General features: G+C 39.5%; 10 protein-coding genes and 1 rRNA gene. 5 read left to right on the forward strand and 6 right to left on the reverse strand.

All coding sequences use genetic code 11. The annotated features are described in order from the left end of the window. Window positions 1-359: 359 nt before the first annotated feature. The 3 genes from rrf to FDK13_RS00020 all read left to right on the forward strand — a co-directional run bounded on the left by rrf (window position 360) and on the right by FDK13_RS00020 (window position 3,930). A 5S ribosomal RNA gene (gene rrf / locus FDK13_RS00010) occupies window positions 360-471 on the forward strand. Window positions 472-1,167: 696 nt separating this feature from the next. Further along, complete coding sequence (locus FDK13_RS00015; RefSeq protein ID WP_137337931.1) at window positions 1,168-3,435, forward strand: GH92 family glycosyl hydrolase; 2,268 nt, start codon at window positions 1,168-1,170, stop codon at window positions 3,433-3,435. Between the two features lie 150 nt (window positions 3,436-3,585). Next, entirely contained in the window at window positions 3,586-3,930 is a 345-nt protein-coding gene (locus FDK13_RS00020) for a winged helix-turn-helix domain-containing protein (protein ID WP_137337932.1), read from the forward strand. A gap of 16 nt (window positions 3,931-3,946) precedes the next feature. Here the strand turns inward: FDK13_RS00020 and opgC are convergent, their stop codons facing one another. The 5 genes from opgC to mutL all read right to left on the reverse strand — a co-directional run bounded on the left by opgC (window position 3,947) and on the right by mutL (window position 11,117). Next, window positions 3,947-5,095 carry an OpgC domain-containing protein gene (gene opgC, locus FDK13_RS00025; protein WP_137337933.1) on the reverse strand — a complete coding sequence of 383 codons (1,149 nt, stop codon included), beginning with the start codon at window positions 5,093-5,095 and terminating at the stop codon, window positions 3,947-3,949. 336 nt (window positions 5,096-5,431) lie between these two features. Further along, entirely contained in the window at window positions 5,432-7,366 is a 1,935-nt protein-coding gene (gene dxs, locus FDK13_RS00030; protein ID WP_137337934.1) for a 1-deoxy-D-xylulose-5-phosphate synthase, read from the reverse strand. A 90-nt stretch (window positions 7,367-7,456) separates the two neighbouring features. Further along, the gene (locus tag FDK13_RS00035; RefSeq protein ID WP_137337935.1) at window positions 7,457-8,374 is read right to left on the reverse strand and encodes a rhomboid family intramembrane serine protease; all 918 of its coding nucleotides are present in this window, start codon (window positions 8,372-8,374) and stop codon (window positions 7,457-7,459) included. A gap of 9 nt (window positions 8,375-8,383) precedes the next feature. Beyond that, on the reverse strand, window positions 8,384-9,169 hold the full coding sequence (locus tag FDK13_RS00040) for a rhomboid family intramembrane serine protease (RefSeq protein ID WP_137337936.1): 786 nt from the start codon (window positions 9,167-9,169) through the stop codon (window positions 8,384-8,386). 58 nt (window positions 9,170-9,227) lie between these two features. Further along, on the reverse strand, window positions 9,228-11,117 hold the full coding sequence (mutL, locus tag FDK13_RS00045; RefSeq protein ID WP_137337937.1) for a DNA mismatch repair endonuclease MutL: 1,890 nt from the start codon (window positions 11,115-11,117) through the stop codon (window positions 9,228-9,230). Between the two features lie 246 nt (window positions 11,118-11,363). Here mutL and FDK13_RS35255 point away from each other — a divergent pair, with 246 nt between their 5' ends. Continuing rightward, window positions 11,364-11,528: a hypothetical protein gene (locus FDK13_RS35255; protein ID WP_170982680.1), complete on the forward strand. Its 165-nt coding sequence runs from the start codon at window positions 11,364-11,366 to the stop codon at window positions 11,526-11,528. A 163-nt stretch (window positions 11,529-11,691) separates the two neighbouring features. Here the strand turns inward: FDK13_RS35255 and nagB are convergent, their stop codons facing one another. Then, window positions 11,692-13,629 carry a glucosamine-6-phosphate deaminase gene (nagB, locus tag FDK13_RS00050; RefSeq protein ID WP_229215886.1) on the reverse strand — a complete coding sequence of 646 codons (1,938 nt, stop codon included), beginning with the start codon at window positions 13,627-13,629 and terminating at the stop codon, window positions 11,692-11,694. A 379-nt stretch (window positions 13,630-14,008) separates the two neighbouring features. On the opposite strand from nagB, the gene glyA reads away from it, so the two are divergent. Further along, window positions 14,009-15,313 (forward strand): serine hydroxymethyltransferase, encoded by a 1,305-nt coding sequence (glyA, locus tag FDK13_RS00055; RefSeq protein WP_137337939.1) that lies wholly within the window; start codon window positions 14,009-14,011, stop codon window positions 15,311-15,313. The last annotated feature ends 97 nt before the right edge of the window (window positions 15,314-15,410 follow it).

The following is a 15,410-nucleotide window of genomic DNA, read 5'->3' on the forward strand; positions in this document are numbered from 1 at the left end:
CAGGTGTACGTGTAGAAATACATTCAGCTGAGCAGTACTAATTACCCAACAGCTTGCACAATCTTTTCTCATTCTCTTTTGCTTCCAATATGACATGAAATTCAATGAGTGAATTTTGAATGAGTGAATAAATGAATGACTGCATCGGCAGCCACCATTCAAAACTCTATCATTCAATCATTCAAACATTGTACACTCACAAAGAGCTTGTTGGTGGCTATTGGAACGGTCTGGGGCGACACTCGCTTCAACTCTTCTCATACCACAAATCAACAGAAAATCTTGTTGGTGGCTATTGGAACGGTCTGGGGCGACACTCGCTTCAACTCTTCTCATACCACAAATCAACAGAAAATCTTGTTGGTGGCTATTGGCCCGGTGTTCACCTCTTCCCATCCCGAACAGAGAAGTTAAGCCCGGAACCGCCGATGATACTTGGGTCAAATCTGGTAAAGTAGGTAGCCGCCACAATACTATTATAATCAAAAAAGACCATCTCAATAGGATGGTCTTTTTTTTGCTTAAGGCCAGGTCCTGGGGCGACAATAATTTTACTTCTTTTCCCAACAGTGAATTTAAGTGTGGTCGGGTCATATTGACTGGGCAAACCAAGCGTACCTAGTCTGCGGGGCTTTACCCAAAATCAACTGTAATACTGGGAAACAACTAGTCTCACTACAATCCATTTACAATCAATACAAAAAATCATATGACAAGAATGGTCTTTCTGCTTAAGACTTATCTATTGACTACATAAGTTAACTCTCTACACTTTTATTGATATTGAAGATCCCCATCAAAATATAAGTTGTAATGTACTCTTAAATACGGAATTTTATCTTTACAGCTAATGCGATGCTATATCCCCGCAATGTCTGGATAAATATGTCCATTGACCAAAAATTACCTATTCATATTCTTAAAATAGATATTCAATACTAGCAGGATTCTTACTAATTTTTTATAAATTTTCTGACATTGAACAATTTGCAGAAGTATTTTGCCTTCCCAAGATTTAAAATCGTGTTGCGATTCTAACGTACATTTTCTAAGGTTTCAATTGTTGTCCAAACAATATCTAAGACCTTACATTATCTAAACCTTTGTTATATTCACGCAGAAATGGCTATTTTTAGTCACTCCGATCCCAATAATTTTCCTTTTTTTATGAAGCATGTAATTAAACAAGTAATCGTTGCCAGTCTCCTCATCTTCACAGCTAGTGCCACGATAAAAGCGCAAAACAAATCTTTAACAAGTTATGTCAATCCATTTATTGGATCCGAAGAGCACGGTCATGTATTCGTTGGTGCCAATGTGCCATTTGGTGCTGTTCAGTTGGGCCCGACTCAGATTGGACGTGGCTGGGATCAATTTAATGGCTGGGATTGGTGTTCAGGGTATAACTATTTAAGTCAGGAAATCCTGGGTTTTACGCACACCCATCTTAGCGGAACAGGAATTGGTGATCTGAATGACATAATGATTGTTCCTGCAAATGGACCTGTGCAATTATATCCAATGAAGTTTGAAAAGCCGGCAACGGGTTATGGCTCTCTGTTCTCAAAAAAGACAGAGATATGTCGTCCGGGATATTACCAAGTGTATTTGGACAAGTATAAGGTTGAAGCCAAATTAACGGCAACCGAACGGGTAGGTATTCATAAATATCACTACGACAAAACGGATAATGCTCATATTTTGGTAGATCTGGGATTTGCCATGAACTGGGATAAACCGGTAAAAACTTTTATCAAACAAGTTAATGATTCTACCTTCACGGGCTACCGCTTCTCTACCGGGTGGTCAAAGGATCAACGCTTATATTTTTCCATCCGAACATCCCAACCAATTACCAAAGCAGCATTTTACAGTGATAGTACACTTCAAAATTCCAGAAAGGTTGAGAGTGGACATGCCAAAGCTGTGTTATATTTTGATGCGACACGCAATCCGGATATGGTGCTTAAAGTTGCAATTTCTCCTGTAAGCGAAGAAAATGCCTTAGCTAATATGAACATTGAGGCTCCTGTTGGGAATTTCGAAGGATTTCGTCTTAAAGCTGATCAAATATGGGAAAAGACATTAGGTGCAATCGAAGTAGAAACGAAGAACAAAACGGATAAGGAAGTTTTCTACACGGCTTTATATCATATGTTCCTTGGGCCCACATTGTTTAATGATTCCAATAACGACTATCGTGGAACTGACAAAAAGGTTTACAAAGGTGCTGATTTTAAAAATTACACTACTATGTCTCTTTGGGACATTTACCGTGGCTGGGCTCCTTTTATGTCGATTGTTAAGCCAAGTTTGATTAACGACATTGCATCGACGATGCTGGCAATTGATCAGCAACAGGGTCGCTTACCGGTATGGCCTTTGGTGGGCAGCGAAACTGATTGTATGGTAGGAAATCCAGCTATTATTATTTTAGCTGACGCATTCGTCAAAGGGCTTATTCCTACACAAAAACAAGAACAGATTTATGAAGCAATGAAACGCACAGCTATGAGAGACTCAATGGGCCTTCAGTATCTTAACAAGCTTAACTATATTCCCGCGGACAAAATGCATGAATCTGTCGCCTGGGCAATGGAGTATGCGATAGCGGATGCCGGGATAGCCAAGGCAGCCTTTGCTTTAGGCAAGAAGGTGGATGGAGATTATTTTTTAAAGAGAAGTCAGTTATACAAGCTATATTATGATAAATCCGCTGGATTTTTCAATGGTCGTTTTGCTGGTGGTAAATTTCGCCGTCCATTCGACCCATTATATTCCGTTCCCGTTACTTCTGATTATACCGAGGGCAACGCATGGCAATACCTCTTCTTAGCACCGCATGATGTACGTGGGCTGATCCAGCAACTTGGAGGACAAAAGATTTTCAAGTCACGATTGGATAGCTTATTCACCATGTCTTCGGAGTTAGGTAAAGGTACTGCCCCGGATGTTTCCGGATTGATTGGACAATATGCTCATGGTAATGAACCAAGTCATCATATCACCTATTTGTATAATTATCTGGGAGAACCATGGAAAACTGCTGAGTTGGTCCGTGATGTTGTTCAAAAATTCTATACTACCAAAGCTAACGGCCTCTGCGGGAATGAAGATGTCGGACAAATGAGTGCCTGGTACGCGTTCAGCGCGTTAGGTATGTATTCTGTTAATCCGATGGAGGGAAAATATGTTTTTGGCTCACCCTTATTTGATTCGGCAAAACTGCATCTGGAAAATGGCAAAACATTTTCAATAAAAACGAAGAACAACAGCGGGCAAAATAAGTATATCCAGAAAATTGAATACAATGGAAGGCCTTATCCTTTCACCTATATTTCACATAAAAATATAATGACGGGTGGTGAACTGGTTTTTTACATGGGTGTTGAACCTGGTAAAACATACGGTATAAGTTCAACAAGTCAACCGTAGTAATAAAGAGAAGACCGCACAGATGTTGATCCCTGCGGTCTTCTCTTTATTACTTTATTTGAATGTTTTACAAAAGTTTGCGGTAAAAGATAAAATGCCTGGGACTATGGTAATTTGCGTAAGTAAAGAGGTTCACTAATTTTGTATTGTATGGAGTCGGTAAAGGAATTACGAGTAAGATATTGGATTTATCTGGATGGAAATAAGTTTTTCGGTCTTGGGCGTGCCCAATTGCTTAAACATATAGAAGAATCAGGATCTATTGCAAATGCTGCTAAGGCGATGGGAATGTCTTACAAAAAGGCCTGGGCTATGGTGGATGATATGAATTCCAGAGCCCAGGAACCGTACGTAATAGCGAAAAAGGGTGGTAAAAGTGGGGGAGGAACTGAGCTTACAGACGCAGGTAGGAAAATGTTGGGAGCCTATGATAATCTCAATAAAAAACTTGCTTCAATAGCAGAATCTGAAATGGAAATTTTAAGTTTAATATAGTGTTAGTAGCAGGGTGTCATTTCCTATTAACCTCCATCATTCTGTTATTTTGAGTTTGAAATAATTCACCTCTTACGTTATTACTATCCGTGGCAGCAAGCTTTTTATTGGTAGAATTTTGCGAGTAATAATGCATAAATGCAGGAATAAACAAAGTCAAAGAAGCCAAGATTTGAACTCCAATTCGACCTGCGTATCCGAAGTTGAAAATTTCTGGCCTGAATGGCTCATAGAAGTATACTAATAGCACTTGAAATACAAACACTTGTAATGAGTGACGACCTAAAAATGCAAGTGGTTTTATATGAGGGAAATACTTAAATTTTATTGCATAGTCGATAATATAAGCTGTGATGAATACATTCAACAGCCTAAAAAATTGCAGGTTCGGTTTATTTGAGTGATTTAAAATTAGTTGAAAAATTTCTCTATCCGTCTCTTTGTGATATCGGACGAAGGCAAGAGTTAAGAAAATAATTAAAGAAGGGAAAAGAAATTTTTTGGACTTTGGAATAATCTTTTTTCCAATTGATCTGGAATATCCAAAATAACAGCCAACTATAAATAATATTTGCCAGCTAAAAGGATTAAAGAAGCCTGAACTTAAACTAAATGGATTAGAAAATTGTGAATTGATAGCTTGAAATTGACTTGCGAACCAAAGTAAAAAGCTAAAAGATAGGATCAATAATGCTTTTTGATTCATAAAAGTTTTCAGAGCCAGAAACCCGATTGGAATAAACAGAATGTACATAGGTAATATATCCAAATGCTCAGGTTGAAATAACAGCAGAGAATAAGCTAAAACGGCTTCATGCGGCCTTTCAACAAAAGTAGCCAATCCGCTAAATTGCCATTGTTTTAGAAAGGGGGTATTTAGAAAATAGGGGATTAAAAGTATGAACAGAGCAGTAAGGTGATACCAATAAATTTTCAGAGATCGCTTAAAAATTGTTGCCAGAGTTACAGATTGTCCCCTTATTAATCTTTTGCCATAAACAAGGCATAATATATACCCTGATAGAAAAACAAATCCCTCTGCTGCCGAAACGAAACCCATAGGTTGGAATGTAACGGTACACAGCGGCCCACCGATATGGTTTATTGTAATCATTACCAGCAATATCCCCCTTAAAACATCTAATGAATTGTCGCGTTTAGTCATGTAAGGTATTTTTGTCCCATTTGTTACCGAAAACAAAATTGCATTAACTGGTTAAAATTAAGATTACGCAGTTTCCAATAATTATGTTGCGGTTACATATCAAATTTGAGATAATAAGTGTACAAGAGTATACTTTTACTGTTTTTTGTGCAGGAACCTGATATTTTTAAATAAACAAATCTGATTGTTAAGGATTTAATAGCTTGAAAAAATCGGGATGATCTTTTGAAAAAGCCTCTTTTTAGTAGCGAAAAAGGCAAATTTATATAAAAAATAAACCTCTGAAAACAGCCGTTAAGCTACTTTCAGAGGTTTACAAAATCTTTTAAGCTATAATCAGAAACTGACAGTTGCGCCTGTATGCATTAAGGAACGTATTGCGTCCAGTATACCTTCGATGTCAAATCCGCATTCATGATGTAATTCGGCAGGTTCACCATGCTCAACCAGAGAATCTGGTATTCCAAGTCGTTTGACACGGGAATTGTATCCGTTATCAATCATAAATTCCAATACAGCGCTTCCAAAACCACCTTGTAAGCAACCGTCTTCCACTGTAATTACACGGTCGTGAAGGCGGAAAATTTCATGAAGCATAGCCTCATCCAAGGGTTTTACAAAACGCATATCGTAATGTGCAACATCAATACCCTCCTTTTCAAGAATTGAATAAGCATCTACGACATAATTCCCGACCGGCCCTAATGTCAGCACTGCAATATCAGTACCCTCTTTAATTTTCCGGCCTTTGCCGATTTTTATTTCTTCGAAAGGCGTTTGCCATTGAGGCATTACTCCGTTTCCACGTGGATATCTTATTGTAAATGCCTGGCTACCCTTTTGTATGATATCAAGTTGTGCCGTATACATCAGGTTACGTAGCTCTTGCTCATTCATGGGGGAAGAAACGATCATATTCGGGACACAACGCATAAATGCAATATCATAAGCACCATGGTGTGTTGGTCCGTCAGCGCCAACTAAACCGGCCCTGTCAAGGCAAAATATGACAGGAAGTTCCTGCATACACACATCATGCACAACCTGGTCGTATGACCGCTGCATGAAGGTTGAATAAATGTTGCAGTAAACCACTTCACCTCTGGTTGCCATTCCGGCAGAAAAGGTTACCGCATGTTGTTCAGCAATCCCCACGTCGAAAGCTCTGTCGGGCATTGCTTTCATCATGATATTCAAAGAAGATCCGGAAGGCATCGCAGGAGTAACACCAACAATCTTTGAATTTTTCTCTGCTAACTCAACTAATGTATTTCCAAAAACATCCTGGAATTTAGGAGGTTGTGGTGTATCGTAAACTTTTTTCTTGATCTCTCCCGTGATTTTGTCAAAAACTCCGGGTGCATGCCATTTGGTCTGATCTTTTTCCGCAGGACCATATCCTTTTCCTTTTACAGTTAAACAATGTAAAATTTTAGGCCCTGGAATACTTTTCAGATCATTCAATACTTCTGTTAAATGACCGATATCATTACCATCAATCGGGCCAAAATAACGTAGCCCCAACGATTCAAACAGATTGCTTTGACGAAGAATTGCAGTTTTCATCATTGTTTCAACTTTTGAAACAACTTCTTGTGCACTCTTTCCAAAATTGCTCATTTTGCCGAGCATATTCCAGACTTCGTCTCTAAGTTTATTGTAGGTATGAGACGTGGTAATATCTGTCAGATATTCTTTCAGCGCACCAACATTCGGGTCGATGGCCATGCAATTATCATTCAGGATAATCAGCAGATTGGAATCTGTTGCCCCTGCATGATTCATTCCTTCAAAAGCCAGACCGGCTGTCATAGCGCCATCGCCAATGATCGCGATATGCTGGCGTTCATGATGATTTTGTAATGCAGACGCGACAGCCATTCCCAATGCAGAAGAAATAGAAGTAGATGAATGGCCTACACCAAAAGCATCGTAAATACTTTCCTTGCGTTTTGGAAAGCCTGAAAGCCCGCCATATGTACGGTTTGAATGAAAATTATCCCGGCGTCCGGTTAATATTTTATGGCCATAGGCCTGATGCCCTACGTCCCATACAAGCTGGTCGTCGGGCGTGTTGAATACGTAATGAAGTGCTACTGTTAATTCTACCACACCAAGGCTCGCGCCGAAATGACCTCCGTAAACAGAAACATTATCAATGATATACTGACGCAACTCGTTACAAACCTGTGGAAGTTGAGTACGGTCCAGCTTTCTTAAATCCTCGGGAGAATCAATCTTAGCAAGTAGTTTTCCTGGTGTAATAAGCATATAGAAAGCTATTGAAAATCAGATTTTGGTAATCGGCCTTAACATAAAAAGATGTGCAAAATTAAGCAAATAGATGATGACTACTGCTTTTTATTTTTGCTGACTCGCTTTGAACAATTTTTGCTTTTCTTCTTTGGTAAGGCTCTCGTATCCTGACTTGGAAATTTTATCCAAAATAGTATCAATTTCATGTTGGTCAGGCATTTCTATGGTCGAGGAAGTCGATGAAGAAGAATATACACTGGTGCTTCTGTATACCTGCTTTTCACGATAAGTGACCTGCATCGAAGGACGTCTGCGGAAAAGTCCGGTCCATCCGTTCATAATAGCGTAGACAGGTTTACCCAAGTCGGTACCGTTTTGCAACAGTTTGATAAAAATATACCCAACCAGTGCTCCACCTAAATGTGCTAAATTACCACCTGCATTAGGTCCAACAGTCTGTGCAAGTGACAATATAATATAAAAAAGTGCAATAAACTTGATCCGTATCGGACCTAAAAAAATCAAATTGAAAGTATAATTCGGGAGAAGTGTAGAGGCTCCAACTGCAACGGAAAAAGCTGCTGCAGAAGCACCTAACATGGTCGAACTTTCCACTTGAGTCTGGAAGAAAGGCAGCACATTGTAGATCAGCATGTAAATCAAACCACCTGCAATTCCACCTAAAAAATAAAGAGCAACAACACGTTTTGCACCCAAATACTCGTCTATCAGTTTACCAAACCAATAGAAAAACAGCATATTGAATAAAATATGGAAGATATCTTCGTGTGTGAAGAAATAAGTTATAAGCGTCCACGGCTTTCGGATAAATTCCTGAGGTGATGCCGGAAGCTCAAGCATATCAATAATCCAGCTATAAATATTGGATGACTGACTAAGTGTAAAAATGATTTTTACCAATAACAATACCAGAAAAACGGCCGTATTAATTAAAATAATTTTTACGAGCGAATTCTCCGATTTCTCAAATTCTCTCTTAATGTCGTCAACAATATTGCTCATCTTCTTCTTTCAATAAAAATTTTGTCTTTGTGTGCCCCAGTAACGCAACAATATATATGCAAATAGCATTCCTCCAACGTGTGCAAAATGCGCAACATTATCAGATTGTGCATTTTGTATCCCTGAATACAGTTCATATAATCCATAACACGCAACAAAGTATTTCGCCTTGATCGGAAACGGAATAAAGAGCATAAAAAGCTCCGTGTTTGGAAACAACATTCCAAACGCCATTAGAATCCCAAAAATTGCCCCTGACGCTCCAACCATTGGTGTATCAATGCTTGCCTGATATACGCTTTTGACAGCGACAATACTATTTTGAATATACGAAGGATTGGTAGGATTTTCTTCAAAAGCATTAAAAAAATCCAGATTGGCCTGATAAAAACCTTTTGCATGGTGACTCATGAAGTCAACAAGCCCGTCGGGAGTGGGATATTGAACATAAACTTCCACAGATTTAAGCAATTGTGCGTTTTCATAATACCCGATTCCAGAGAAAAGAAGTCCTGCGCCTATCCCGGTAAAGAAGTAAAAGAACAGGAATTTTTTAGGTCCCCACATCCTTTCAAGCAAAGGCCCAAACATAAATAAACCGAACATGTTACTAAATAAATGCCCGAACCCGCCATGCAAAAACATGTATGAAACAAATTGATAAGGCATAAAACCCGACGACAGGATTGGCATTAATGCAAATCTGTTGCTGATTGGTAAAATGTATGCATCAACAATAAAAAACAGAACATTCAGGATCAGTAAATTTCTAACCGTCGGCGTTATTTGTAACATTCTAATTCAAAATCAAAAGTTTGTAATCTATAACTCTTTAAGAAATGTTTTCGTTTCCTTATCCCTTAAAGATACTGCTTAACTTATCCATCGTCAATAAAACAATAATCGCTTCACCACTTGGAGTCCTGTTTGGATCGGTTGAGGCAAAAAGCTGGTCTATCAAAGTATGAATTTCCAGAAAGGAAAGTTTCACCGCATAACGCACCGAAAACCGGCGGGCTAAAGCACGCGATAAACTTTCAGGTTTGTTCAATTTCAGGTCGGAATAACTTTGCTTTAATTGTTCAATCAATTCTTCAAAAAGATCCTGTTCGCTTTCTTCCGGTAAATCGGCCGGAATGCCGCGAATAATTAATTCGTTAGCACCGAATTCATCAAACTCAAAACCAAGGCTCCTTATTTCCTTTTTTGTTTCATTTACCAATTGCATATCCGAATGTGTCAAACGAATTGTTTTTGGAAATAAAAGCTGCTGACAGGCTCCATTGCGGTTTGTAAGCATTTTACGATATCGCTCATATAAGATACGTTCATAAGCCGCTTTTTGATCAATCAGCATAATGCCGTCTTTCACCTGGGAAAGGATATACCGGTTATGAAGCTGAAAAAGAACTGCGTCACTTTCAGGAGCAGAAATCACTTCCGAAGCCATGCGGTTAACCTTGCTGGCAATGGTCATCGGCTGTTCCTGATAAGAAGTTGGCCGTGAAACCGTTGTGGAATTCATTTCAAAAGCGGCCAGTTCCCGACTTCTGTCATCGGTATTTTGAAGACCTTCAAATAATTTATTCCAATTGGTAAGGTTAGTTTTCGACGGACCATTTTCTGCATGTCTCGACTGTGCAGCCCAATCCGGCATTACGGTACGAGGAATACTGTCATGGTTCTGATCTGATTTCGACGGATTTAAGAAATTAATATTATCCTCAAAATCAATCGACTGTGAGAGATTATAAACCCCAACGGCCTTTTTGACTGCCGCCATGATGATCGCATAAACCGAACGCTCGTCATCAAATTTAATTTCCGTTTTTGTCGGATGAATATTGATGTCAATATGCGCCGGATCTATTTCAATAAACAAAACGTAAAACGGATGACTTCCTTCCGGAATCGTACCATCGAAAGCACTCGTTACTGCGTGATGCAGGTAATTATGTTTGATATACCGGTCATTTACAAAAAAGAACTGCTCTCCTCTGGTTTTCCGGGCAAATTCCGGTTTTCCGATATAACCTCGTACACTGATATAAGATGTATCTTCCTGACAGAATGCTAGTTGCTCCCGATAATTCCTGCCATAAATATCAATGATCCGGCGAACCAGTTTTCCTGGTAACAGATTAAAAACCTCTGTATCGTTATGATGTAATGTAAAACCAACTTCCGGATGTGCAAGTGCTATTCTTTGAAACTCATCCAGGATATGGCGCATTTCTACTGAATTAGATTTCAGGAAATTGCGCCTTGCGGGAACATTATAAAAAAGATTTTTGACACAAAGATTTGTTCCCGGCAAGCAGGCAATGGATTCCTGTGTTTTTATTTCTGAGCCTTCAATTTTTATTAGGGTACCAAGTTCATTATCTGCCTGGCGCGTACGCATTTCTACTTGTGCAATCGCAGCTATGGAAGCCAAAGCTTCACCACGGAATCCCATGGTTCGAATCCGGAACAGATCTTCTGACTGACGGATTTTTGAAGTGGCATGACGTTCAAAAGACATTCTTGCATCAGTCTCGGACATGCCCGAGCCGTCATCAATAATCTGAATAAGTGTCCGGCCGGCCTCACGTAAAATAACCTGAATATTACCAGCTTTGGCATCTATGGCATTTTCAAGAAGTTCTTTCACAACCGATGCAGGTCGCTGAACCACTTCTCCGGCGGCGATCTGATTGGCTATGGAATCGGGTAATAATTGAATGATGTCGGAAGACGTCATATTTTAATGATGTAGGTTTGCTTTACTATAACAAATAAACAAATTTTTTTCTACACGGAGGGTTATTTTGACAAGTAGCTGTAAACCCGAAATTGCTTTGTAAACAATAAGCATCGAAATAATTACATTATTTATTGAAATTTTTAATATCAAAGAAACGTTTAATTTTATGTTAGCGTTGATTATTAGTAAATTATAGTTAATTTGTGAATCAAATTTTGGTCCTGTGTAACTAACCCCGATCTTATGAAAGCACCCATTTTTAAAAAGTTCAATTTTGCAATGGCCTTACAATGGCTAATCTTTTTACCTGTGATATTGCCTCTTTGTATTTTTTTCGGAGCAGTTCAGGGTGTTTTAAGCATGGTTGAGAAAATGGCTCAGCGCATGTGGATTGATATGGAGCTTTAATGCCCTGCAATCTCTTTAATTAAATCTTTCATGCCGTTTTTTGGGATGAAAACCATTTCGCACAACTATCAAGGATATACACTCAGAAGAATATAATTACTAACAAAAAAGGAAAGAGCTGTAAATCAAATTTACAGCTCTTTCCTTTTTAACTCTATGTCAATTAAAATTTCCAGCGAACAAAAGCTTCCATTGCTTCGTATTCCGCAAGACCTAAATTGTTATACAGTTTGGCGGTTCCCTGGTTGCGCTCTTCGGCACGTTGCCAGAATTCACGTGAATCTTCACCCTGGAATACCACACCATCTTTTTGCGACTGGTGTTTGAAAATTCCCTGACGTTTTTTCAAAACCTGATCCGGGCTCATTGGAACTGCCATTTCGATTTCGTAGATATCCCACTCGGCCCAGGCTCCGCGGTATAACCAAACCCAGCAATCCTTCATGAAATTTTTATGTTTCGAACGGCCAAGTGCTGCCTCGATCGCATCCCAGCATACTTTGTGCGTTCCATGTGGATCGGCAAAGTCGCCAGCTGCGTAAATTTGATGAGGTTTGATTTCTTCAATCAGGTTTTCAATGATTTTGATATCTTCCTCACCGATCGGGTTTTTCTGAACTGTACCTGTTTCGTAGAATGGCATATTCAGGAAGTGCGCATTGGCTGTTGGTATTCCAACAAAACGGCAAGTCGCCTTTGCTTCTCCACGACGTAAAGCTCCTTTTACATGACGAATTTCCAAAGTATCAATTTCACTGTCTTTGGTATGTCTCAAAAAGTCTTTTGCATCGGTAAATATTTTTGTTGCTTCCGGACTGCTGATGCCAAATTCTTTATTAAAATCAACAACGAAATCAATAAAACGAAGTGCTTCATCATCCGCTACGGCAATATTTCCGGAAGTTTGGTAAGCAACATGCACTTCATGTCCCTGATCAACCAAACGCTGGAAAGTACCACCCATCGAAATAATATCGTCGTCCGGATGCGGGCTGAAAATAAGCACGCGTTTTTTGGCAGGCTGCGCACGTTCCGGACGATTTGTATCGTCGGCGTTCGCTTTTCCACCCGGCCATCCTGTAATGGTATGTTGTAATTGATTGAAAACGTTGATATTGATTTCATAACCGGCACCATATTGTGCAAGCAAATCGCTCATACCATTGTCGTTATAATCCTTATCTGTAAGTTTCAGAATTGGTTTTTTAAGGCTTTGAGACAAATGTGTCACTGCCTTTTTGATCATTTTATTATCCCAAACGACAGAATCAACAGCCCATGGCGATTTTACGCGAGTCAGTTCCGAAGCGGCGCTTTCATCCAGGATAAAAGCAACGTTTGGATGTGCCTGAAGATAAGATGCTGGATTACGTTCAGTAACGGGGCCTTCAACAGCGCCTTTAATTACCGAAGCTTTGCGCTCACCCCATGCAAGTAAAACAATACGACGTGCACTTAAAATTGGCGCGACTCCTAATGTGATCGCTTTACGAGGCACTTTATGCAATCCGCCAAATTCCATCGCAGCGGCTGCGCGCGTAGAATGGTCAAGTGTGATCAGCCTTGTACGTGCATTGATTAATGAACCTGGCTCGTTAAAACCAACGTGTCCATTTCCACCAATTCCCAAAAGCTGGAAATCAAGTCCGCCAACAGCATTAATTTTATTTTCGTATGAAGTACAGTAGTCACGCACCATAGCCGCCGGAATTGTTCCGTCTGGCAGGAAATAATTTTCTTTTGGTATATCAACATGGTCGAACAATTGTTCTTTCATAAACCGGTGATAGCTATGAATAGAATCCGGTTCCATTTGATAATATTCATCCAGATTGAATGAAATAACATTTTTAAAGCTCAGGCCTTCTTCCTTGTGCATTTTAACCAGTCGGGCATAAACGGTTTTTGGAGAAGATCCTGTGGCAAGGCCAAGTACACAATTTTTGCCTTCTTTTTGCTTCTGACGAATCAAATCAGCGATTTCCTGTGCTACTGCATTGGAAGCGTCTTTTGAATCAGCAAAAATCTGGGTAGGTATTTTTTCGTATGTAATAGGTTGTCCTACACTTCCGCCTGAGAGTGCGTTGTCCGCCGCCTGCATTAAAATTGTTTCCGGATTGAGAGATTGTTGGTCCATGTTTTTAATAAAATGTGATTTTAATCAAGAGTTTAGTACGAAAAAAGAACAGTTGATTTGAGATAGTACTGACAGACAGTAATTTAATACCACGGCGTTTATGCTGATTTTAATTAGAACATAAGGTAATGATATAAATTTCGTCTGCAAAATTACAACACAAAGTGAATATTATTAAAAAAATTTAAAAAATAACTTAGCGTTAATGCATTGGAGTGCTCGTACACGCAAGTTGCAAAGCAGGAATTCAACATAAAGTGTGTGTGAAAATTTCATAACCGAATAATCTATTGTAGATTTGTTGCTTGTTAAAAAAACATCACATCATTTCAAGAGAAATACCATGTCTACACTCACAAGCGTCGTACGTGATACCCAAATTTTTGACTTAATTAATAAGGAAAAACATCGCCAGGAATCAGGTATTGAGCTGATTGCTTCCGAAAATTTTACATCCAAGCAGGTGATGGAAGCGTCAGGAAGTGTGCTTACAAACAAGTATGCAGAAGGTCTTCCGGGAAAACGTTACTACGGAGGCTGTGAAGTAGTCGATGAAGTGGAACAAATTGCGATTGACCGTTTGAAAGAATTATTCGGCGCAACGTGGGCAAACGTTCAGCCTCACTCGGGTGCTCAGGCAAATATGGCCGTATTTGTGGCTTGTTTGAATCCTGGTGATAAAATTATGGGTTTCAACCTGGCACACGGTGGTCACCTTTCTCACGGTTCCCCTGTTAATATTTCAGGTAAATATTTTCAACCGGTATTTTACGGTGTTGAAGCTGAAACAGGTCTTATCAACTGGGATAAAGTTGAGGAAACTGCTTTGAAAGAACGTCCGAAGTTGTTGATCTGCGGTGCGTCTGCTTATAGCCGTGACTGGGATTATGAAAGACTTCGTAATATTGCTGACCAGATCGGAGCCATTCTTTTGGCTGATATTTCTCACCCGGCTGCGCTTATCGCAAAAGGTTTGTTGAATGATCCGATGGGACATTGCCATATTGTTACCACAACAACGCATAAAACATTACGCGGTCCTCGCGGTGGTGTAATCATGATGCGTGATGATTTTGAAAACCCTTTTGGTATCACAACGCAAAAAGGACAACTTCGTACGATGTCATCTTTATTGGATTCAGGCGTTTTCCCTGGAACACAAGGCGGACCGTTAGAACATATTATAGCTGCCAAAGCGGTTGCTTTCGGTGAAGCGCTTAGCGAAGGATATTACAACTACGCTGTGCAGGTTGCCAAAAATGCACAGGCAATGGCAAAAGCATTTGTAGAAAAAGGCTATCAAATTATTTCCGGTGGTACAGACAATCACTTGATGCTAATCGATTTGCGTACTAAAAATGGTGTTGCATCAGGGCTTACAGGTAAGCTTGCCGAAAATACTTTGATAAAAGCTGATATCACGATCAATAAAAATATGGTTCCTTTTGACGACAAATCTCCGATGGTAACGTCGGGTATGCGTTTAGGTACCGCTGCCATGACTTCTCGCGGTCTGCTTGAAACGGATATGGAGCGTATTGTTGATTTGATCGATACTGTTTTGATTAATCATGATCAGGATACAAAAATCGCAGCTGTGAAACAGGAGATTAATAACTGGATGACAGAATATCCGTTATATAGCTAAGATTCGCTCTTTGTTGGAAGAATTTAACTGCGTAATGGTACTGAAAATGTATGCGTTACGCAGTTTTATTTTTGTTTGAAAAAGATTTTTTAACTTA

It is taken from the genome of Dyadobacter frigoris, from assembly GCF_005280585.1.
Taxonomy (GTDB): domain Bacteria; phylum Bacteroidota; class Bacteroidia; order Cytophagales; family Spirosomataceae; genus Dyadobacter; species Dyadobacter frigoris.